A 21,136-nucleotide genomic window follows, 5' to 3' on the forward strand; every position below is an offset into this window, starting at 1 on the left:
TACAAATGAAAGATTGGTGGAAAAGCTCAGTTGTATATCAAATCTATCCGAGGAGTTTTAAAGACTCCAATGGGGATGGACTTGGTGATATCCAAGGAATCATTCAGAAACTCGATTATCTAGAGGAGCTGGGGATTGATGTTATCTGGCTAAGTCCCGTATTTGACTCTCCACAAGATGATAATGGATATGATATCCGTGACTATAAGAATGTGTATGACAAGTTTGGAACGAACGAGGATATGTATGAACTGATTGATGAAGCTCACAAGCGTGGCATCAAAATTGTCATGGATCTAGTTGTCAATCATACCTCGGATGAGCATCGCTGGTTTGTAGAGAGTCGCTCTAGTAAAGATAATCCATACCGTGATTACTATGTATGGAGAGATGGCAAAGAGGATGGTTCAGAGCCGAATAATTGGGGCTCGTATTTCAGTGGTTCTGCTTGGCAATATGATGAAGCAACGGGTCAATATTACCTGCATTATTTCTCTAAGAGACAGCCTGATGTCAATTGGGAGAATGATCAGCTTCGTAATGAAGTATGGGATCTCATGAACTTCTGGATGGAGAAAGGTGTGGATGGTTGGAGGCTAGATGTGATTAGCTCCATCTCCAAATATCAAGATTATCCAGATTACGACCTGATTGAAGGTCAGAAGCATGTGATTGGCAAGTACCATACGAATGGACCTCGTCTTCATGAATTTCTGAAGGAAATGAACCGACAGGTATTGTCCAAATATGATTGCATGACGGTCGGCGAAGCACCTGGTTCAACACCGCAAGAAGCCTTATTATTCACTGCTCCTGAGCGTAGTGAACTTAATATGATCTTCACCTTCGAACATATGGACCTAGATACACAGCAGGGCACACCGAATGGTAAGTGGGCGCTTCGTGATCTGAATCTGGTTGAGTTAAAGCGTAATTTAGCTAAATGGCAAACAGAGCTTGAGATCGGTGGCTGGAACAGCCTGTACTGGAACAATCATGATCAACCGAGAATTGTGTCCCGTTGGGGGAATGATGCGGAATATCGAGTGGTAAGTGCTAAGATGTTCGGAACGATACTTCATTTTATGAAGGGAACTCCTTATATTTATCAAGGCGAAGAAATAGGTATGGTGAATTGCGCATATGAGCTTGATGATTACAATGATATAGAGATTCGCAATGCGTATCGTGAGCTTGTAGAGGAGAATCGTACGCTGACATATGAGGAATTCATGAAGGCTGTTCACTATAAAGGCCGTGATAACGCTAGAACCCCTATGCAATGGGATAACAGCGAGCAAGCTGGCTTCACTGATGGTATACCTTGGCTTAAAGTGAATCCGAAGTATCAGGATATTAATGTAAGTGATGCACTCAAGGATCCGAATTCTATCTTCTATTATTATAAGAAGCTAATTGAGCTTCGTAAGCAATTGCCAATTGTCGTACATGGAAAGTTTGAGCTTGTGCTTGAGGAACATCCAGAAGTCTTCGCTTATACAAGGGAATATGAAGGTAAGAAGCTGTTCGTTGTCGCAAACTTCTATGGTAACAACTCAGGGGTTCAGTTGCCCGAACAGCTGCAAGGAACTAAATGGAGTAAGTTACTGAGTAACTACGAAGATTCTCCAATTAATCCTGAGCAATTGCAACTAAGACCATATGAAGCCATTGTCTATATTGGTTAAATTAATGATTTATAAGTGCTGCCTTGTAGTCTGATGACAATGGGGCGGCTTTTTGTTTTGGAGTGAAACTGAATCGGCTGAAGAAACATTTATCCAATTCAGAGTATAGCGGTTATTCTTGCTCAAAATAAGATGAAACCTTCAAGTATCCACAATTTGTGGTTTGACTGATGAGTGCATCTATATTATATTTTGCTATTATACTTAACCGCGTAAAAGCGTAAAATCATAAAATGAAATTCGTCTAAGAGTTTAAGGAGCCATTACATGATGTCTAAACAGCCTAGCTTTGGTCAAAGCCTTATTTTATTTGTGGGGATGTTTCTGTTATTGTTCATCGCCATGTTTATTCTCAAATCTGAACCACATATTCCTTTGTTAATGGGAACCGCTATTGTCGCAACCTTACTTTATTGCTTTGGATTCAGCTGGAACGAGCTGCAGGATGCGATGCTAAAAGGGATTCAGTCGGCGATTATGCCAATTATTATTCTTGGTCTTATTGGTGTTCTCATTGCAACTTGGATGATGAGTGGAACTGTACCAACGATTCTATATTACGGTTTAGAATATATTAATCCGCAATATTTTGCGTTAAGTGCACTATTTATTACGATTGTTGTATCGATGTTCACAGGCAGCTCTTTTACAACTGTTAGTACGGTGGGGGTTGCTCTCATGGGGATGGCGCTAGCTATGGGAATTAATCCGCTCATTGCTGCAGGAGCGATTATTAGTGGTTCATGCTTTGGAGATAAAATGTCGCCGCTGTCCGATACGACAAATTTTGCTCCAGCGGTAGCGGGTGTTCCATTATTCACTCATATTGGTAATTTATTGTACACAACTGTTCCTGCGTTAATTCTGACCGCCGGCTTCTTTCTTATTATGCCTCAAGCAGACGGAATTGATCTGTCTTCGATTATGAGTATGAAAGCAGCTCTCCAAGATAGCTTTAATATTCATTTACTCACAATATTATCACCAGTTGCAGTGCTTATCTGCTCGGTCTTAAGGAAGCCTATTTTGCCGACGCTTATGGTTGGGATTGTAACAGGACTTCTTGTCACCTGGTTAGTTCAAGATAATACGTCTTTATCGATGTGGCTGCAGGTCATGCAAAGTGGATATAAGGGTGAGGTAGCTAATGATATGGTTGCTTCCATCGTTCATCGAGGTGGATTACAATCTATGACATCTTCAATCTCACTGATTCTGATTGCTTTAGCACTAGGTGGGTTATTGCAGCATTGCGGGGTTATTCGGGCTTTGTTCGAACGCTTAGTGAAGCCATTACGTAATCCAAGCCATATGGTACTTGCTGCAGGCAGTTCATCGATCGCTGTTAATGCGTTGACTGGTGAGCAGTATTTATCGATTCTGTTGCCTGGGCAAATGTTCAAAGAAGAGTTCATGAAACGACATATTCCGATGAAAACATTATCACGCACATTGGAGGATTGTGGAACCCTAGTTAATCCCTTGATTCCGTGGGGGGTCAGCGGTGCTTTTTTTGCAGCAACATTAGGGGTTCCTGTTATTGAATATGTTCCATATGCGACGTTCTTATGGCTTTCACCGATTATAACCTTTATATATGCCTATATGCCAAAGCTTAAACGAATCAGCTTGGGAGATTCGGAGAAGTGAGCGTCAACTAAATCTACTATTATTCGTGCTGCAAACAGATGGCTCCTGAATTTCTCAGGAGCCATCTGTTTGTGTTGGAATCAGAAAGGATATAGGGATATCGCAGGCACGCACTTAGTTAGACGATAGGATGCATTATTGCAGTGTATAAAGGAGGATATAGTTATAGCATATTAAATACGATCTAATTTAATGGATCAGTCGTGTACGGATCTGAGGTGAAGAAGCATGACCATTCTGGAGGTCAAGGAAGTCAGCAAGCTGTTCGGTCACAATCTTGAACAAGGAGTAGCCCTTCTTAATCAAGGCTATACCAAAGAAAGGCTTGCCAAGGAAAAACAAATTACCGTCGGTGTTAATCGCGTCAGCCTCGATATTAAACAAGGTGAAATATTTGTGATTATGGGGCTTTCGGGAAGTGGTAAATCTACACTAGTACGTATGCTCAACCGCTTGATTGAACCAACAGCAGGCCAAATTCTTGTACATGGGCAGGACTTGGTTCAATTGAATAAGGAGCAATTGCGTCATGTCCGCCGTAAAACGATTAGCATGGTGTTTCAAAAATTTGCGTTATTTCCACATCGCACTGTACTTGAAAATGTGGAATATGGACTGGAAATACAAAACATAGATAAAGTTGAACGGCGGCAAAAAGCCCTTCAATCCCTTGAACTTGTAGGGCTTAAAGGCTGGGGTGACAAAAGTCCTGATGAGCTCAGCGGAGGTATGCAGCAGCGGGTCGGACTCGCAAGAGCACTAGCAAATGATCCGGAAGTACTGCTTATGGATGAGGCTTTTAGTGCACTTGATCCACTCATACGTAGAGATATGCAGGATGAACTGCTGGAACTGCAAGATCGTATGAAAAAAACGATCGTATTTATTACACATGACCTTGATGAAGCGCTGCGAATTGGAGATCGTATTGCGCTTATGAAGGATGGATCTGTTGTGCAAATTGGTACACCGGAGGAAATCATGATTCAACCTGCAAATCGTTATGTGGAGAGATTCGTCGAGGATGTGGATCTGTCCAAAGTGCTTACGGCTTCGCATGTAATGAGGCGACCAGAGACCATCACACTGGATCGCGGACCGCGGGTAGCGCTTGAATTGATGCGTGAACGAGGGATTTCGAATCTGTTCGTCATTGATCGATCGAAGCGGCTGCTTGGTGTCATTTCAGCTGAAGATGCCTCCGCTGCATACAAAAACAAGCAAACCTTGCAAGATATTTTAATTACAGATGGTCCTTGGGTCACCCCGGATAAATTCATTGGCGAGCTATTTGAAATAACAAGCTCTGCTAAACTGCCGCTGGCCGTAGTTGACAACAATCATCGCCTTGTTGGAGTCATTGTGCGTGGAGCGCTGCTCGGTGCGCTTGCTGGCGTAATTGACCTTAAGGGTGGGAATGATTAACCATGCCTAAGATACCTATAGCAGATTGGATTCAGCTCCTTGTGAATTGGATGGAAGATCATCTGTCCGGGCTATTCGATGCCATCGCCTTAATAATCGCCACTGTTGTGGATTTTATCTCGTGGCTCTTCTTATTGCCCCATCCTTATCTATTCGTGGTAATCTTGGGAATTATTGCGTATATAGTTGGACGACTATCGTTAGCTCTGTTCTCTATGATTGGTTTTTTGCTTATATATAACCTGGATTATTGGCCACAGACAATGGATAGCCTTGCACTTGTATTAACTTCAGGCCTTCTTTCCATTGCGATTGGTATTCCTTTAGGAATTCTGACTGCATATAGCCGCCTTGGTGCCCGAATCATCATACCTATTCTAGACTTCATGCAGACAATGCCTGCCTTTGTTTATTTGCTGCCAGCGGTCACCTTCTTCAGCCTAGGTGTTGTGCCGGGGGTCATTGCTTCGGTGATTTTTTCCATCCCGCCAACGATTCGTTTGACGAAGCTGGGGATCAACCAAGTGCCTGAGGAGCTTGTTGAGGCGTCCGATGCCTTTGGCTCCACTTCCATGCAAAAATTGTTCAAAGTGCAGCTTCCACTGGCTATTCCAACTCTCATGGCGGGTGTGAACCAGACGATTATGCTATCGTTGTCTATGGTTGTTATTGCTTCAATGATTGGGGCGCAGGGTATTGGTGCCGAAGTGTATCGCGCTGTAACTCAATTGCAGATCGGCAAGGGCTTTGAAGCAGGTCTGGTTGTTGTTATTCTAGCAATTGTCTTGGATCGCTTGAGCCAAAATATTTTCAAACCCAAAATCAGATAAAACATCCCCAATGCTTTACGGTATGAAAGGATAGTTCGAATATGAAAAAAAACAAGATCCTACTGCTCCTGTTTATCTTGGTTATTATCGCATCGCAAGCAGCGTGCAATCCAGATCGTCGTAAGCTCGGAGAAACGATACCTGGATATAACAATCCGTCTGGTTCAGCTTCAGGCTCCATCGCTCAGCAGGTGAATGGCCAAATTATCGGCATTGACCCTGGTGCAGGTATTATGAAAGCGGCAAAAAGAGCCATACAAGACTACGGCTTATCGGACTGGACCCTTGTGGAAGGCTCGGGTGCTGCCATGACAGCTATGCTGGATAAAGCCATTAAGAATCAAAGTCCGATCATCATTACAGGATGGACGCCCCACTGGATGTTTTCGAAGTACGATCTTAAATATTTGGATGATCCCAAAAAATCTTTCGGTGAAGCGGAAGAAATTCATACGTTTACTCGTATAGGGCTTCAAAAGGATCAGCCTATAGCCTACGAATTTCTTAGACGGTTTAAGTGGACTGCTGAGGATATGGGGCAAATTATGACGGCAATTCGGGAAGGACAGCAGCCTGAAGCAGCAGCTAAAGCTTGGGCAACAGCTCATGCAGATATAATCGCTCCTTGGATTAAAGACCTAAAGCCGGTAAATGGGGAAACTATGAGATTAAGCTATGTTGCTTGGGATTCAGAAATTGCCAGTACACATCTGGTGAAGGTGCTGCTCGAAAGTAAGCTCGGTTATCAAGTTACCGCACTTCAAGTCGAATCTGGCCCAATGTTCACAGGCGTTGCAAACGGCGATGTTGATGCATCGGTCTCTGCCTGGCTGCCGCTAACTCATGCAGACTATTGGGCGAAGTTCAAGGATAAAGTAGAAGACCTTGGCGCTAATATGACGGGAGTCAAAACAGGCCTGGTCGTACCTACTTATATGGTAATTAACTCCATTGAAGATCTGAAAAAATGAATAGCAGCAACGGTTTGGCTGCAGGTAATTGGAGATCAGTGACGTTTTATAAATTTAATGGTTGACAAATAAATTTATATTCACTATGATTGTCAATAATCTAATATTGGATAACGCGATGAAAGAGTTTAGTAGCAATTTGTCACTGTTCAGCAGAAAGCCAGGGGTTGATGCGACCTGGTACAAACAAACTTGTGAATTACGCTCAGGAGTACCTTAGGTAACGCTAAGCGGAGTGGCAATCGATATTATTGCCGAGAGTGGTATTAATAGTGGCTGCAGCACTATTAATGCAATCTGGGTGGTAACACGGTTAATAAATCGTCCCTAAGCCTATAATAGGCATAGGGACGATTTTTGTTTTTTTTAGAAGTACGTTTATCTTAATCATAAAACTATACACCAAGGAGCTGATTCAGATGATGAACATTATTGATGAACTAGAATGGCGGGATGCCATTAATCAACAAACCGATGCTGAAGGATTGCGTAAATTAGTAAGCGAGAAGTCGATTTCGTTATACTGTGGTGTGGATCCAACCGGTGATAGCATGCACATTGGACATTTAATTCCATTTATGATGCTGAAACGATTCCAGTTAGCTGGACACCGTCCGGTTATCTTGATTGGTGGAGCGACAGGCACGATTGGTGACCCAAGCGGTCGCCAAACGGAGCGTCAGTTGCAAACTTTAGAACAAGTCCAAAAGAACGTAGATGCGTTGACAGCACAAATGAAAAAGTTATTTGTTAATGACGGCGACAATGGGCTTAAAATGGTCAACAACTACGATTGGACACATAACGTAACGATATTGGATTTCTTGCGTGACTACGGTAAAAACTTTAGTGTCAATACAATGCTGGCTAAGGATATAGTAGCAAGTCGTCTCGATACGGGGATATCCTTTACAGAGTTCTCATACCAAATTCTTCAATCTATGGACTTCCATCATCTGTTTAAAGAAGAGGATGTTCAGATGCAAATCGGTGGTGCTGACCAATGGGGCAACATTACAAGCGGCCTGGACTTGATTCGTAAAAAAGAAGGTTCAGAAGCCAAAGCTTTCGGATTGACGATTCCATTGATGCTTAAAGCAGATGGTACGAAGTTCGGTAAAACAGCGGGTGGTGCGATCTGGCTGGATCCGAACAAAACGACTCCATTCGAGTTCTACCAGTTCTGGGCGAACACAGATGACCGAGATGTCATTAGATACTTGAAGTTCTTCACATTCTTGACGAAAGACGAAATTGATCAATTAGAAATCAAAGTGCAGACCGAACCTCATAAGCGTGAAGCACAACGAATGTTGGCAGAAGAAATGACCAAGTTCGTTCATAGTGAGGAAGCTTTGAATCAATCGAAGAAAATTTCAGAAGCATTGTTCAGCGGCGATATTAAATCGTTAACAGCTGATGAAATTGAGCAAGGATTCAAAGATATGCCTACATTCCATGCTTCTAAAGAAACAAAAAATATTGTGGACTGGCTGGTCGATCTAGGCATAGAACCTTCTAAGCGCCAAGCTCGAGAAGATATTGCGAATGGAGCCATCTCCATAAACAGCGACCGTGTGACAGATGAAAATATGGATGTCACAGTGAACAACGCTTTTGATGGACGATTTATCATCATTCGCAAAGGCAAAAAGAACTACAGCCTCGTGAAATTGGTATAAATCGACAACTGTAACCGAGTCTTAATCTATCTATAATCAATGATGTAGATTTATAGAATTGCTATGATTTACATCACAAAAAAGACGGGCTCCAAAGTCATGAAAAATGACTGAGGAACCGTCTTTTTTTTGCCAATTTAAGACAAATGACACAACTTCAGTGCATTCGAAATAAATAAATGTAATTTGAAGAAAAGAGAAAAAATGGATAAATCAACTAGATATGATGATCATGTCATATCCATACAATCGAATAAGCTGTACTTCATCTATGTATAAATATTCCTTGGATATCTGGTTATATTCCATTCCCCTGAACTTCTTCTTTAACATAACTCCAAACATCTATATCTAATGAGCAGAATAAAAAAAACCCCTTTAAGCCATTATAATTTTGAGCAGCATGAGTTGTAGTGAAATGTAGTTTCCAGACTTATTGTAACCAAGTATATCTAAAATATAGCAGGATAGGGAAGGATGTGTAATCGAAGAGAATTAAATTAATATTTATGCACATTTTTAAATTAATATACATTTATTTAGCCTGAAAATGCTTTTATCTACAAAAGCGTAAAACATTTAAAGCATTCATCAATAAAGTAATAAAAACATTAAAGTAAATAACTAAAATGTTTTGGAAAATATAAACAAACCCTTGTATATCAAGGTTAAAAGACGAATTGACAGAACAAAAAAAGCAGGCGTATACTGATGCTGCAAGTTAATCGATTAACTTAAAAATAGCAATAAATTCATATTGGGAAGGTGATATGTTAAACATTAACATTCATTAATTCCGATAGTCTCAATTCATACTTTATTCATAATTTCGTGATTTGAGGAAATTGAAAGATAGAAAGAAGGATGGATTTATGGCCAATACGAAAAAGTTGACACTGTTTGGACTAATCGGTATTACGATGGCATTCTTCGGTACGGTACGTAGTGTACCAACGCTTTCCATCACGGGTTGGACCCAGATCTTTTACATGCTTATTGCGGCGGTATTGTTTGCATTGCCTATTGCATTGATGTCAGCAGAACTTTCAACAGGATTTCCAGAAGAGGGTGGCCCCCAAGTGTGGGTCAAGAATGCATTAGGTGAGAAATGGGGATTTGTTACCTCGTGGTTATTATGGGTTCAAATGTTCTTCGGAATGGTTATGGTCTCTTCTACAGTAGGTATCTTACTAGGGTATGTCATTAATAAGCCTGAACTATCCTCTAACAATTACTTTATTTTTGCAATGATTCTTATTTCCTACTGGACCGTAACTTTATTGAATCTTAAGTTCGATATGGTTAAAATCGCAGGGAATTGGGGAGCAATTATCGGGGTATATATCCCATTTGTTATTCTTGTTGTTTTTGGTGTCATTTATATGATTAAACATGGCATTCAGCCAAATAGCTACTTAGGCAATTTTAAAGCCAGCGATTTGCTGCCTAATTTCAGGGATTTGGGAAGCATGGCTTACTTGTCGGGTATCATCTTTATTTTTGCAGGCGTCGAGATTTCGTCGGTCCATGCTAACAATATTGAGAATCCGAAACGCAACTATCCGATTGCTGTCATTACATCGGTTCTCTTACTTGTTGTTTTTAACTTAATCGCAGGTTTGACGGTATCCAATGCGGTACCAAAGGGTATGTTGGAACTGGCTAATATTACGCAACCATACTTGATTTTCTTTGAAGATTTAGGTATTCCTTTGATTTTCGTTAATATCGTTTCTGCCATGATTTTGATTGGCGTATTGGTGCAGCTGAGCGCATGGGTGCTCGGACCGAGCAAATCCATGATTAAAGTAGCTGAAGACGGCAACTTGCCTCCTTTTTTCCAAAAGAGAAATAAAAAAGGTGTTCCGATTACATTTGTCATGATTCAAGCGATTGTCATTTCGTTAGTCTCTGTCTTGTATATCGTTGTACCGAATGTCAACAGCGCATTTCTTATTATTACGATAACAACTACAATTCTATATTGTATTGTATATGCTTTAATCGCAATTTCAGCTATTCGATTGCGTTATAAAATGCCGAAAGTGGAAAGACCATTTAGACTCGGAAGTAAAGGGAACGGTTTAATGTGGTTCATTTCCCTGCTGTCTCTGTTGAGTGTAGGTATTACTTTAACAGTCAGCTTGATTCCGCCTTCCATTCTCGAACCAAGTCAATACATGGGATATGTGATATATCAAGTGGGAGCTACTATCGTTATGGTAGGTATCGCCTTAATTATTTATAAAGCCAAGAAACCGAGCTGGAAGAAAAGTGAATAAATTCACAAAATAAGCTCGCAAAATAAGCTCTGCATCATACAATTCATCAATAATTCATCATTAATTCATTATACAATTCATCATTAATTCATCATACAATTCATCATAACTGGAGGAAAAAAATATGAACTATCAACTTCCCGATCTTAACCTTAAAGCATTATTCCTTGGCAGCAAAGGCGAGAATGTCGATCTCTTTAAAGAAATACTACTTAAAGTTGTTGATGAGCATGTAGGCTGGCGTCAAAATTATCAACCACAAGATTTGCCGGTTATTACACCATTTGATAAAAGCTCGAAGAGCTTCCAAGATACTGCAGACCATGTGCGAAGTGTATTCAATGTGTTGTCATCCAAGCTTCGTACAGAATCGTTGCCATGGCACACAGCTGGCCGCTTCTGGGGGCATATGAACTCGGAAACATTGATGCCAGCGATTATTGCCTATACTGCAGCAATGCTCTGGAACGGTAATAACGTTGCCTATGAATCCTCTCCAGGTACATCGCAAATGGAAGAAGAAGTTGGGCATCAATTGGCCAAGATGATGAGTTACAGAGAAGGCGAAAGCTGGGGACATATCTGTGCAGACGGTTCGATTGCCAACTTGGAAGGACTGTGGTACGCAAGAAATATGAAATCACTTCCGCTTGCGATCAAGGAAGTAGCGCCTGAATATGTAGAAGGTAAATCCGAATGGGAATTGCTGAACATGTCTACAGAAGAAATTCTGAACATCATGGATCAAATTCCTGACAAGCTCGATGATGTGAAAGCACATTCTGCAAGAAGCGGCAAAAATCTCGATAAATTAGGAAAATGGTTAATTCCGCAAACGAAGCACTATTCATGGCTGAAAGCAGCCGACATTATCGGTATCGGCTTGGATAATGTAGAAGCCATCGATGTTGACAGCTGTTATCGGATGGATATTGGCAAGTTAGAAGCGAAAATTCGTGAATTGGTTGCACAAAACATTCCAGTTCTCGGTGTTGTTGGCGTTATCGGCAGTACGGAAGAAGGTCAAATCGATCACATTCATAAAATTGTTGAGCTGCGCGAAAAGCTAGCTAAAGAAGGAATTTACTATTATATTCATGTGGATGCGGCTTATGGCGGATATGCTCGTGCAATTTTCTTGGATGAAAATGATGAATTCATCGATTATGACAAAATTGATGAGGTTTATGCAAGAAACAGCATTTTCACCGATATGAAATTGAAAAATGAATGGCTTACAGAAGATATTTACAAATCATTCAAAGCAATGAGTCAAGCCGAAACGATTACGATTGACCCGCACAAAATGGGATACATCCCTTATTCTGCCGGTGCTATCACCGTAAGAGACACTAGAATGCGTGACGCAATTTCTTATTTCGCGACTTATGTATTTGAAAAAGGTGCCGATATTCCAGCTTTGCTTGGCGCTTATATCCTCGAAGGTTCCAAAGCAGGCGCAACTGCTGCATCTGTATGGACAGCACATAAAGTATTGCCGTTAAACGTAACAGGATACGGTAAATTGATGGGTGCAAGTATCGAAGGCGCATATCGCTTCTACAATTTCTTGAAGAATAAAAAATTCAATGTGAATGGCAAAGTTATTAACTTGTACCCATTGACGAAGCCTGACTTTAACATGGTCGATTATGTATTTAATGAAGAAGGCAATACAGACTTGGTAGTAATGAACAAGTTGAATCACGACTTCTTCGATCAGGCGTCGTACGTGAAAGGCGACTTGTACAGCAATGAATTTATTACTTCCCATACAGACTTTGCAATTCCTGACTATGGGAACAGCCCACTGCAATTCGTACAAAGCTTAGGATTCAGCAGAGAAGAGTGGGATCGTGCAGAAAAAGTAACTATACTGCGTGCTTGTGCATTGTCTCCATATGCGCATGACAAAGAAGTATTTGAAGAATATGCAGCAAAAATCGAAAAAGCGATACAAGAAAAACTTGAAAAAATCTATAGCTAAATAAAGAAAAACAATGAACTGGAATGCGTAACGATAGGATATTGTTACGCATTTCTCTTTATCTAAATAAGGGGTGCCTAAAATGTCCAACATAAATATCAAAAAAGTGTTAACGGTTGCAGGATCTGATTCAAGCGGAGGAGCTGGGCTGCAAGCAGATCTCAAAACGTTTGAGGAATATGGTACTTTTGGTTTCTCAGCTATCACCTCCATTGTAACGATGGATGCTGGTAACGATTGGCACCATCATGTGCATCCCATCAATTTAGAGCTTGTGCATGAACAATTAAAAACAATCTTATCCGGCGGTACATTAGATGCCATGAAGACGGGAATGCTAGGTTCCGTAGAAATCATCAAGCTCCTAAGCACCATCATAGACAAGCATGATATTACCAATATAGTCATCGATCCCGTGATGGTATGTAAAGGGGAAAATGAAGTAATTCAACCGGAAAATGGACATGCTATCCGTGATTTATTGTTGCCAAGAGCAACGATTACAACTCCTAATTTATTCGAAGCCGGACAACTGGCAGGTATGAAGAAAGTTAGTACGATAGCTGAGATGAAAGAAGCAGCACATCAAATCCACGAGCTTGGTGCGAAATACGTCGTAATCAAGGGCGGCAAAGCGCTACAGGATCATCAAGCGATCGACCTGTTATACGATGGAACCGAATTTACGCTATATGAAGCAGAGAAAATTGAGACAAACCACAACCACGGGGCAGGATGTACGTTCGCCGCAGCAATTACAGCAGGACTTGCAAAGGGACTATCCGTGAAAGAAGCCGTAGCGAAGGCTAAATTATTTACAGCTGAGGGAATTAAATATGGATTCGCATTTAATCAATTCGTTGGTCCTGTATGGCACGGTGCTTACAATAAGGCTGAACTACGCTAGAAAACGCTAAGGCAGCACGATTTACATGATAAGGAGTTCTGCGTATGAAAAAAGAAGTGACGCTAAAAGAAAGTTTGTTTCTTTTAGTTGTATTATTAGCAATTATAGGGGCTTGTATAATTGGCTTAGGCATGTCTCCTCAAATCCCCATTTTGATTTCCTTAGGAATCATTATTGTCTTCGCAAAGGTGAAAGGAGTATCTTGGGATCGTGTCCACAAAGGTATTCAAAACGGGATTATTCCTGGATTAATTCCAATCCTTATATTTATGCTTATCGGTGCTTTAATCAGCGTCTGGATTGCCGCTGGTACGATTCCAACGATTATGGTGTATGGATTCGGTATATTATCTGCGAAGTATTTTTTACCTTCTGTTTTTGTAATTTGTGCAGTTGTAGGTATAACAGTAGGTAGCTCATTTACGACGATATCGACAGTGGGCATTGCTTTCTTCGGTATGGGTCAAATCATGGGCTATGATCCAGCCATCATAACTGGGGCCATCATTTCAGGCGCCTTTCTAGGGAACAATGTCTCTCCTTTATCAGATACGACGAACCTGGCTTCAGCCATTGCTGAGGTTGAACTATTTGATCATATCCGCCATACGATGCGGGTTGTCATTCCATCCTTTATTATCTCGCTCGTATTTTATGGGGTTATGGGAAGTGCTAAGGTTCTGTCTACAGGGGATCAGATCAATGAGCTTGTTCAAACCTTAAATACCTCTTTTACCATTTCTATGGTCACTTTAATTCCGGTATTAGTGCTCTTTCTATGTGCATGGAGGAAAATACCGGCAATTCCTACATTATTGTTAAGTATTGCGTTTACGATTGGCGTTCTTTATATTTATCATCCACATACAAGTTTTCTTGATCTATCCAATCTTATGCAAGACGGATATGTATCGCATACAGGGGTTGATAGTGTAGACAAGCTACTTTCTCGTGGTGGCATTCAGAGCATGATGTGGTCTGTATCCTTGATTCTTCTGGCACTAGCGTTAGGCGGATTGCTAGTTGAACTGAACATCATCAAGACAATAATTTCGAGAGTAGCGGCTTTCGTGAGTACCAAAGGAAAACTCATCTTAATAACAGCGTTAAGTTCCATGGGTATTAACCTTCTTCTCGGCGAACAGTATTTGTCTATTATTTTACCAGGTGAAGCGTTCAAGTCCCAATATGATGAGATTCAGTTACCTCGCAAAGAAATGTCAAGAATATTGGCCAATGCAGGGGCAGCATTTAATGCACTAATTCCTTGGGGTGTCAGCGGCGTATTTATTACGGGGACATTAGGTGTATCTACATTAGAATATTTACCCTTCGCCATTTTTTGCATTGTTGCACCTGTTATAAATATTTTACTGGGATTCAGGAATAAGTCAGCGAAAGCATCTAAATCGGTTTGATTATCAAGTATATAAAAAAATATAAGTTTCACACTTAATACTTATATACACCTTAAGAAACGGCATCACCGTCTTATAAAGACGGTGATGCTCGTTTCTTCTTGTGATAGAAAAATAGCTGGTATGATTTTGGTGTTAAGCCGGTAACTAACCAGCTTTTTTGTAAATTTTTACATAAAATTATTAATATATAATTATAAATGTAAATAATGCTATAATATGTTATAAACCTCATTAACTCACAGAATAATATGAGAAAAAAATCACAAATAAGAGGTTTATTATTTGTAAAATGTCTTCTAATCATATACTAAGCTTGATGCAGGAATATGATGCGGTAATTACTCAAGGGGGTTGACATAATGCTAATAAATGAGCTGCAAGGAAAAGCTTTAGATGATTTTTTTGAGGGTATTTTAACGCTTAAAAGCAAAGAAGAATGCTATGCCTTCTTTGATGACCTATGTACGGTAAATGAAATCAGAACGTTGTGTCAACGATTTCATGTCGCTAATATGTTGTACAATCAAAATACCTACAGTGATATTGAAGCAGAAGCGAGCGCAAGCACTGCGACAATCTCGCGTGTGAAGCGATCTCTGTATCACGGGAATCATATGTATGATGTTATCTTCAAACGAATGGAGAAACAAAAATCTGAGAAGTGATAAGAAGATATTTAATCGGTCAATTCAAGCAATAAGTTGAATATGCTTGTCATGCTAGTCTGCATAAATGTCCAAGTCCCCTCATAGTATGTACAAATGCTGATTACTAATGAAGGTAGGGGATGATGGAATGCGCCGGATGACATGGATCACCACCATCGTGTTGATTTTTGCGGTGGTATTAGTAGGTTGTGGCAAGAAGGACGCTGGAGGAGTAGTAAAGGACCTCGGTAAAGTGGTATCCAGTATGGAGAGTTATCAAGGAACCGGTCGCATGGTGTTGCAATCGGGCCAGCAGCCGCAAGAGTATGCAGTTGAGGTTTGGTATCAAAGCCCTCATTTTTACCGTATACTGTTGAAGAATGTAGAGAAGGACATCACGCAAATTGTATTGCGCAATGAAGATGGCGTATTCGTACTCACACCGCATCTTAATAAGAGCTTCCGATTCCAAAGCGATTGGCCAGAGAATCAGCAGCAGGTGTATTTGTATCAGTCACTCGTCAAAAGTATAACAGATGATACAGCTCGTCATTTTACAACGGACAAGGAATCTTATGTATTTGAAGTTGCGGCAAATTATAGTACAGGTGCTTTAGCAAGGCAAAAAATTTGGATTGATCAAAAAAGCCTTAAGCCTCAAAAAGTTGAAGTATCAGATGCAAGTAATAATGTGATCGTGAAGGTTGACTTTACTGCATTTGAGTTCGATAAGAAGTTTGAGAAGGATTCTTTTGATATGCAGCGCAATATGACTAGCTTTAATCTTCAATCGATGCAGACAATGTCACCAAGTGAAACAGAAGAAGAGCAGTCGCAATCGGTTGAAATGGTGGAACTTATGATTCCAAATGGCGTTTCGATGCAAGATATTAGTGAAACGAAGTATGGCGAGAATAATGCTCTACTCATTCGTTACAAAGGTAAATATAATTATTCAGTACTGGAATCTAAGCCCCGTGAACAAGCAGCTTCATCGGTATTGTCAGGAGAAGTCGTTGACCTTGGATTTGCGTTCGGTGTTATGACAGGGGAAGAGACGCGTACACTCTCTTGGCTTAATGATGGAATGGAATTCCGTTTAACAACATCTGATTTACCAAAAGAAGAGATGATTCGAGTAGCACAGTCCTCGTATAATGCATCTGCAACTAAATAAGTCATTTGACAGTGCAGGGTTATCCGATTAACATAAGCTTATCATTGATAACCGGCTGAAATGAATAGCGTATGAGGGAAGGATCCGAATGTGATTCTTCCCTTGTCCCTATATAGAAAGCTGTTATAGATGATGGAAATGTGAATTGGAAAAGAAGGTGTAGTCAGATGGGAGAATATTACCGACCTACTTGGGTAGAAGTATCACTTGATGCGCTTGAATCGAATTGGAATGAATTAAAGCGATTTCTGCCTAATCAAATGCATATGATGGCTGTTGTAAAAGCTGACGCTTACGGGCATGGTGCTGCAGAGGTAGCGAGACAAGTACTAAAGCAGGGAGCAGCTTATCTGGGGGTTGCTTTTCTTGATGAAGCGCTAGAGCTTCGAACAGCAGGTATTACAGCCCCAATTCTTGTTCTAGGATATACGTCACCTGAAGGAATTCCTCTTGCAATTGAACATGATATTACGCTTGCTTTGTTCAGTGAGGAAGTACTTGCCACATTACAGAGTATGAACATGGCTCATGATGGCAAACGCTTGAAGGTTCATGTCAAAATAGACACAGGCATGGGGCGCGTGGGTTTACATCAGAAAGCAGATGCAATTGCCTTTGTCGAGCAGTTGACACAGCTCCCAAATGTTGTTGATTTAGAAGGTTTGTTTACGCATTATGCAATTGCTGATGAACTCGATAAAACATATACGTTACAGCAATATCATAAATTTGAAGAAATCGTGAGTCACTTTCAAAATCAGGGAATTAATATTCCTTATATACATGCAGGGAACAGTGCGACAGCGATCGATACACCGGAGTTATCATATAACATGATTCGGGTGGGGATTGCTATGTACGGCATGTATCCTTCTGATGTGGTTAAGATGGATCATGTGTTGCTGAAACCTGTATTAAGTATTAAAACGAAAGTTGTTATGCTTAAAACATTACCGGAAGGTTCAGGGATCAGCTATGGCCTTCGTTACCATACACAAGGTCAGGAGCTAATTGCAACACTTCCAATAGGTTATGCAGATGGTTTCTCAAGGATTCTAAATGGCAAAAGCGAAGCACTTATAAAAGGTCGCAGAGTCCCGGTAGTGGGTACTATATGTATGGATCAATGTATGATTCAGGTGAATGATGTACCTGACGCAGAGGTTGGTGACGAGGTCGTTATTCTTGGCTCACAGGGTCAAGCGAGTATAACAGCTGAAGAAATAGCGGCTAAGTTAGGTACGATTAATTATGAGGTTGTATGTATGCTATCGCATCGTATACCGCGGGTGTATGTAAAAGAAGGTAAAGTTGTGAAAGTTGTCAACGCACTTTGGAAAGGATAAGTGTATACTGGAATTGTATATTCGAATATATCATAGAATATATACGAACTACATATACTTGTTCTTGTATAAATTTGCATGATAAAAGCTAAAATGGTAATATTGTTTTGTACTGTTTCTGGGGGTGCAAGATGGTGAGTAATTTGCATAGCACAAAAAGAATAATGATTTCACTACCAGACCATTTACTACAAGAAGTTGATGGTATTGTAAGGAAAGAAAATTCAAATCGCAGTGAGTTTATTCGTCAAGCGATGAAGCTTTATCTAATCGAACGCAAAAAACGTTCCATTCGCGAATCCATGCAACGAGGCTATCTTGAAATGGCTAAGATTAATCTCAGCATGGCTTCAGAAGCATTTCTTGCGGAGGAAGAAGCGGACGGTACAGTTGATCGCTTAGTTAGTGGGGTGTAAATCTTGATTGTTAAACGTGGCGATGTTTTTTTTGCGGACCTATCACCCGTCGTTGGATCAGAACAGGGAGGAGTACGACCTGTTCTCGTGATCCAAAACGATATTGGAAATCGTTTTAGCCCAACCGTCATTGTTGCGGCTATTACTGCCCAAATTCAGAAAGCCAAGTTACCAACACATGTAGAAATTGATGCTGAAGTTCATGGATTTGATCGAGATTCCGTTATTTTGCTGGAACAAGTACGTACGATTGATAAACAGCGTCTGACGGATAAAATCACTCATTTGGACGAGGAAACAATGAACAAGGTTGATGATGCTTTGCAAGTAAGTTTGGGGTTAATTGAGTTCTAAAAGAGGAATGCTAAGTTCCCTTTGTGTATTGTTGATCGTGACAATGTCGAGGGGCTGCTGGAGTTCCTCTTTTTTGTGACTAAGAAAGCATAAACGAATTCGGCCCATGATAAAGAATGGTACTGGAAGGTGGAGATTTGAGTTGGAAACAGAAGGACAGATTGTTAAACAGATCGCTGCTGAGCTGAGCTTGCCAATCGGTAAAGTGAAGACAGCTACTGGACTACTTGATGAAGGAAATACCATTCCATTTATCGCGAGGTATCGTAAAGAAATGACTGGGGAGCTCGATGAGAATCAGCTTCGTGACATTGAAGACCGTTTGCGATATTTACGTGGTCTTGAAGAGCGTAAGCAGGAAGTTATCCGTCTTATTGATGAACAAGGCAAACTAACGGATGAACTAAGGACAGCTATCCTTGCTTCTGTTAAGCTCCAAGAGGTTGAGGACTTATATCGCCCTTATAAACAAAAACGTAAAACGCGTGCTTCGGTAGCGAAAGAGCGTGGGCTTGAACCACTAGCAGATTGGATTATGACACAGCCACGCAGCGGAGATGTAATGGCTGAGGCTGTTCAATATATAAATGAAGAGAAGGCTGTAACGACAGCAGAAGAGGCTGTTCAAGGAGCGATGGATATCATCGCTGAATCGATCGCTGATGATGCTAAGATTCGTTCATGGGTAAGACGTTATACAACTGAGCAAGGTGTTATACATACAGAAGCTAAAGATACAGAGCAGGAATCTGTCTATGAGATGTACTATGCGTATCAGGAGCCTGTCCGTAAGTTGCCTCCACATCGTATACTCGCAATTAATCGCGGGGAGCGGGAGGAAGTTCTGAAGGTAAAGCTTGTCGTACCTACTGAACGTGTTCATGATTGGATCAGTGGACAAGTGATTAAAGGTACTTCTATTGTAAGTGATTTACTTCGTACCGTAGTTGAAGATGCTTATAAGCGTTTAATTGAGCCTTCTATCGATCGAGAAGTTCGCGGCGAGCTGACAGAGAAAGCGGAGACACATGCGATTGCTATTTTTGCCGAAAATCTACGTAATCTCTTACTTCAACCCCCAGTTAAGGGGAAGGTTGTACTGGGAGTAGACCCCGCTTTTCGGACAGGCTGTAAGCTATCAGTAGTCGATGAGACAGGCAAAATGCTAGAAGTGGCCGTTACCTATCCAACGCCACCTGCCAATAAGGTTGCTGAAGCTAAGAAAGTGTTCCATTCGCTTGTCGAGCGATACGATGTTGAGTTAATCGTCATCGGGAATGGTACAGCTTCACGGGAGACGGAGCAATTCGTTGCCGAGTTTATTCGAGAGGAACAAGCGGCTAGTAAGCGTCACTTGCAGTATTTGATCGTGAACGAGGCTGGTGCGAGCGTGTATTCAGCTTCCAAACTAGCACAGGAAGAATTCCCCGACCTTGACGTTGCAGAGCGTAGTGCCGTGTCCATTGCCCGCAGATTGCAAGATCCGCTCGCGGAGCTAGTGAAGATCGAGCCGAAAGCGATCGGCGTAGGTCAATACCAGCATGATGTCTCGCAGAAACATCTGGAGGGCAGTCTTACAGCCGTCGTGGAGTCAGCGGTTAACCACGTCGGTGTCGACGTGAATACCGCATCTGCGGCGCTGCTCTCGTATGTAGCGGGCATTAACGCGACGATTGCCCGTAATATCGTTGCTTACCGTGAGGAGAACGGTAAGTTCAAGAAACGCGGCCAGCTGCAGAAGGTGCCGCGCTTAGGTGCCAAAACCTACGAGCAATGCGTAGGTTTCATGCGAATCAGCGAGGGTACAGACCCGCTGGATAACACCCCAATCCACCCCGAGTCCTACGAGGTGGTGGATCGCCTGCTGAGCGAGCTTGGCGCATCGCCCAAGGAGCTGGCATCCCAGCCGCTGCGCGAACGGCTGACAAACCTAGAGCCAGCTGAGCTGGCTAATCAGCTTGGCGTAGGCGTGCCGACGCTAAAAGACATCCTAGACGCGCTCAAGCGTCCAGGACGAGATCCGCGCGAGGAGCTATCCCCACCGATCTTCCGCACGGATGTGCTACAGATCGAGGATCTCACGCCAGGAATGGAGCTGCATGGAACGGTCCGCAACGTAATTGATTTCGGTGCTTTCGTAGACATTGGTATCAAGAACGATGGGCTAGTTCATATCTCGCAGCTTAGCAATTCTTACGTTAAGCATCCAATGGATGTTGTATCCATTGGTGATACGGTTAAAGTATGGGTTCTTAGTGTAGATCTAAAGAAGGGCCGAGTGTCACTTACGATGAAAGATCCTCAGGTTAGCTGAATTCATTTCACATACTAAAAAAGCAGATGAACCACGCGA

Annotated in this window: 16 protein-coding genes and 1 other annotated feature; all 16 genes read left to right on the forward strand. The window is 41.5% G+C overall.

Going from position 1 to position 21,136, the window contains the following annotated elements; all coding sequences use genetic code 11:
- Positions 1 to 5 precede the first annotated feature (5 nt).
- Positions 6 to 1,688: a glycoside hydrolase family 13 protein gene (locus AC1DOK_RS08185; protein ID WP_477553771.1), complete on the forward strand. Its 1,683-nt coding sequence runs from the start codon at positions 6 to 8 to the stop codon at positions 1,686 to 1,688.
- Positions 1,689 to 1,958: 270 nt separating this feature from the next.
- A complete protein-coding gene (gene nhaC / locus AC1DOK_RS08190; protein ID WP_477553772.1) occupies positions 1,959 to 3,338 on the forward strand; it encodes a Na+/H+ antiporter NhaC in 1,380 nt (459 codons plus the stop codon).
- Positions 3,339 to 3,566: 228 nt separating this feature from the next.
- A complete protein-coding gene (locus AC1DOK_RS08195) occupies positions 3,567 to 4,763 on the forward strand; it encodes a quaternary amine ABC transporter ATP-binding protein (RefSeq protein ID WP_477553773.1) in 1,197 nt (398 codons plus the stop codon).
- 2 nt (positions 4,764 to 4,765) lie between these two features.
- A complete protein-coding gene (locus AC1DOK_RS08200; RefSeq protein WP_477553774.1) occupies positions 4,766 to 5,593 on the forward strand; it encodes an ABC transporter permease in 828 nt (275 codons plus the stop codon).
- A 41-nt stretch (positions 5,594 to 5,634) separates the two neighbouring features.
- Positions 5,635 to 6,564 carry a glycine betaine ABC transporter substrate-binding protein gene (locus tag AC1DOK_RS08205; protein ID WP_477553775.1) on the forward strand — a complete coding sequence of 310 codons (930 nt, stop codon included), beginning with the start codon at positions 5,635 to 5,637 and terminating at the stop codon, positions 6,562 to 6,564.
- Positions 6,565 to 6,673: 109 nt separating this feature from the next.
- Positions 6,674 to 6,896, forward strand: a binding site (T-box leader).
- A 90-nt stretch (positions 6,897 to 6,986) separates the two neighbouring features.
- Positions 6,987 to 8,246 (forward strand): tyrosine--tRNA ligase, encoded by a 1,260-nt coding sequence (tyrS, locus tag AC1DOK_RS08210; protein ID WP_477554112.1) that lies wholly within the window; start codon positions 6,987 to 6,989, stop codon positions 8,244 to 8,246.
- 872 nt (positions 8,247 to 9,118) lie between these two features.
- Positions 9,119 to 10,528 (forward strand): tyrosine-tyramine antiporter, encoded by a 1,410-nt coding sequence (gene tyrP, locus AC1DOK_RS08215; RefSeq protein WP_477553776.1) that lies wholly within the window; start codon positions 9,119 to 9,121, stop codon positions 10,526 to 10,528.
- A gap of 124 nt (positions 10,529 to 10,652) precedes the next feature.
- Positions 10,653 to 12,515 carry a tyrosine decarboxylase gene (tdc, locus tag AC1DOK_RS08220; RefSeq protein ID WP_477553777.1) on the forward strand — a complete coding sequence of 621 codons (1,863 nt, stop codon included), beginning with the start codon at positions 10,653 to 10,655 and terminating at the stop codon, positions 12,513 to 12,515.
- Positions 12,516 to 12,606: 91 nt separating this feature from the next.
- The gene (pdxK, locus tag AC1DOK_RS08225) at positions 12,607 to 13,422 is read left to right on the forward strand and encodes a pyridoxine/pyridoxal/pyridoxamine kinase (RefSeq protein ID WP_477554113.1); all 816 of its coding nucleotides are present in this window, start codon (positions 12,607 to 12,609) and stop codon (positions 13,420 to 13,422) included.
- Between the two features lie 44 nt (positions 13,423 to 13,466).
- A complete protein-coding gene (gene nhaC, locus AC1DOK_RS08230) occupies positions 13,467 to 14,840 on the forward strand; it encodes a Na+/H+ antiporter NhaC (RefSeq protein WP_477553778.1) in 1,374 nt (457 codons plus the stop codon).
- Positions 14,841 to 15,202: 362 nt separating this feature from the next.
- Positions 15,203 to 15,508, forward strand: coding sequence for a YerC/YecD family TrpR-related protein (locus tag AC1DOK_RS08235; protein WP_477553779.1), 306 nt, complete (start codon positions 15,203 to 15,205; stop codon positions 15,506 to 15,508).
- Positions 15,509 to 15,638: 130 nt separating this feature from the next.
- Positions 15,639 to 16,667 (forward strand): LolA family protein, encoded by a 1,029-nt coding sequence (locus AC1DOK_RS08240; RefSeq protein ID WP_477553780.1) that lies wholly within the window; start codon positions 15,639 to 15,641, stop codon positions 16,665 to 16,667.
- 167 nt (positions 16,668 to 16,834) lie between these two features.
- Positions 16,835 to 18,013, forward strand: a complete 1,179-nt coding sequence (gene alr / locus AC1DOK_RS08245) for an alanine racemase (protein ID WP_477553781.1) — start codon at positions 16,835 to 16,837, stop codon at positions 18,011 to 18,013.
- Between the two features lie 131 nt (positions 18,014 to 18,144).
- Positions 18,145 to 18,429, forward strand: a complete 285-nt coding sequence (locus AC1DOK_RS08250; protein WP_477553782.1) for a CopG family ribbon-helix-helix protein — start codon at positions 18,145 to 18,147, stop codon at positions 18,427 to 18,429.
- Positions 18,430 to 18,432: 3 nt separating this feature from the next.
- Positions 18,433 to 18,783, forward strand: a complete 351-nt coding sequence (locus AC1DOK_RS08255; RefSeq protein WP_477553783.1) for a type II toxin-antitoxin system PemK/MazF family toxin — start codon at positions 18,433 to 18,435, stop codon at positions 18,781 to 18,783.
- 142 nt (positions 18,784 to 18,925) lie between these two features.
- Positions 18,926 to 21,097, forward strand: a complete 2,172-nt coding sequence (locus tag AC1DOK_RS08260) for a Tex family protein (RefSeq protein ID WP_477553784.1) — start codon at positions 18,926 to 18,928, stop codon at positions 21,095 to 21,097.
- Positions 21,098 to 21,136 lie beyond the last annotated feature (39 nt).

This window comes from Paenibacillus sp. P5_B5 (assembly GCF_056400365.1).

Coding starts and splice junctions, on each gene's coding strand:
- AC1DOK_RS08205 (WP_477553775.1), top strand. CDS start 5,635: ATGAAAAAAAACAAGATCCTACTGCTCCTGTTTATCTTGGTTATTATC.
- AC1DOK_RS08195 (WP_477553773.1), top strand. CDS start 3,567: ATGACCATTCTGGAGGTCAAGGAAGTCAGCAAGCTGTTCGGTCACAAT.
- alr (WP_477553781.1), top strand. CDS start 16,835: ATGGGAGAATATTACCGACCTACTTGGGTAGAAGTATCACTTGATGCG.
- tyrS (WP_477554112.1), top strand. CDS start 6,987: ATGAACATTATTGATGAACTAGAATGGCGGGATGCCATTAATCAACAA.
- tdc (WP_477553777.1), top strand. CDS start 10,653: ATGAACTATCAACTTCCCGATCTTAACCTTAAAGCATTATTCCTTGGC.
- nhaC (WP_477553772.1), top strand. CDS start 1,959: ATGTCTAAACAGCCTAGCTTTGGTCAAAGCCTTATTTTATTTGTGGGG.
- AC1DOK_RS08200 (WP_477553774.1), top strand. CDS start 4,766: ATGCCTAAGATACCTATAGCAGATTGGATTCAGCTCCTTGTGAATTGG.
- AC1DOK_RS08250 (WP_477553782.1), top strand. CDS start 18,145: ATGGTGAGTAATTTGCATAGCACAAAAAGAATAATGATTTCACTACCA.
- AC1DOK_RS08185 (WP_477553771.1), top strand. CDS start 6: ATGAAAGATTGGTGGAAAAGCTCAGTTGTATATCAAATCTATCCGAGG.
- AC1DOK_RS08240 (WP_477553780.1), top strand. CDS start 15,639: ATGCGCCGGATGACATGGATCACCACCATCGTGTTGATTTTTGCGGTG.
- tyrP (WP_477553776.1), top strand. CDS start 9,119: ATGGCCAATACGAAAAAGTTGACACTGTTTGGACTAATCGGTATTACG.
- nhaC (WP_477553778.1), top strand. CDS start 13,467: ATGAAAAAAGAAGTGACGCTAAAAGAAAGTTTGTTTCTTTTAGTTGTA.
- AC1DOK_RS08235 (WP_477553779.1), top strand. CDS start 15,203: ATGCTAATAAATGAGCTGCAAGGAAAAGCTTTAGATGATTTTTTTGAG.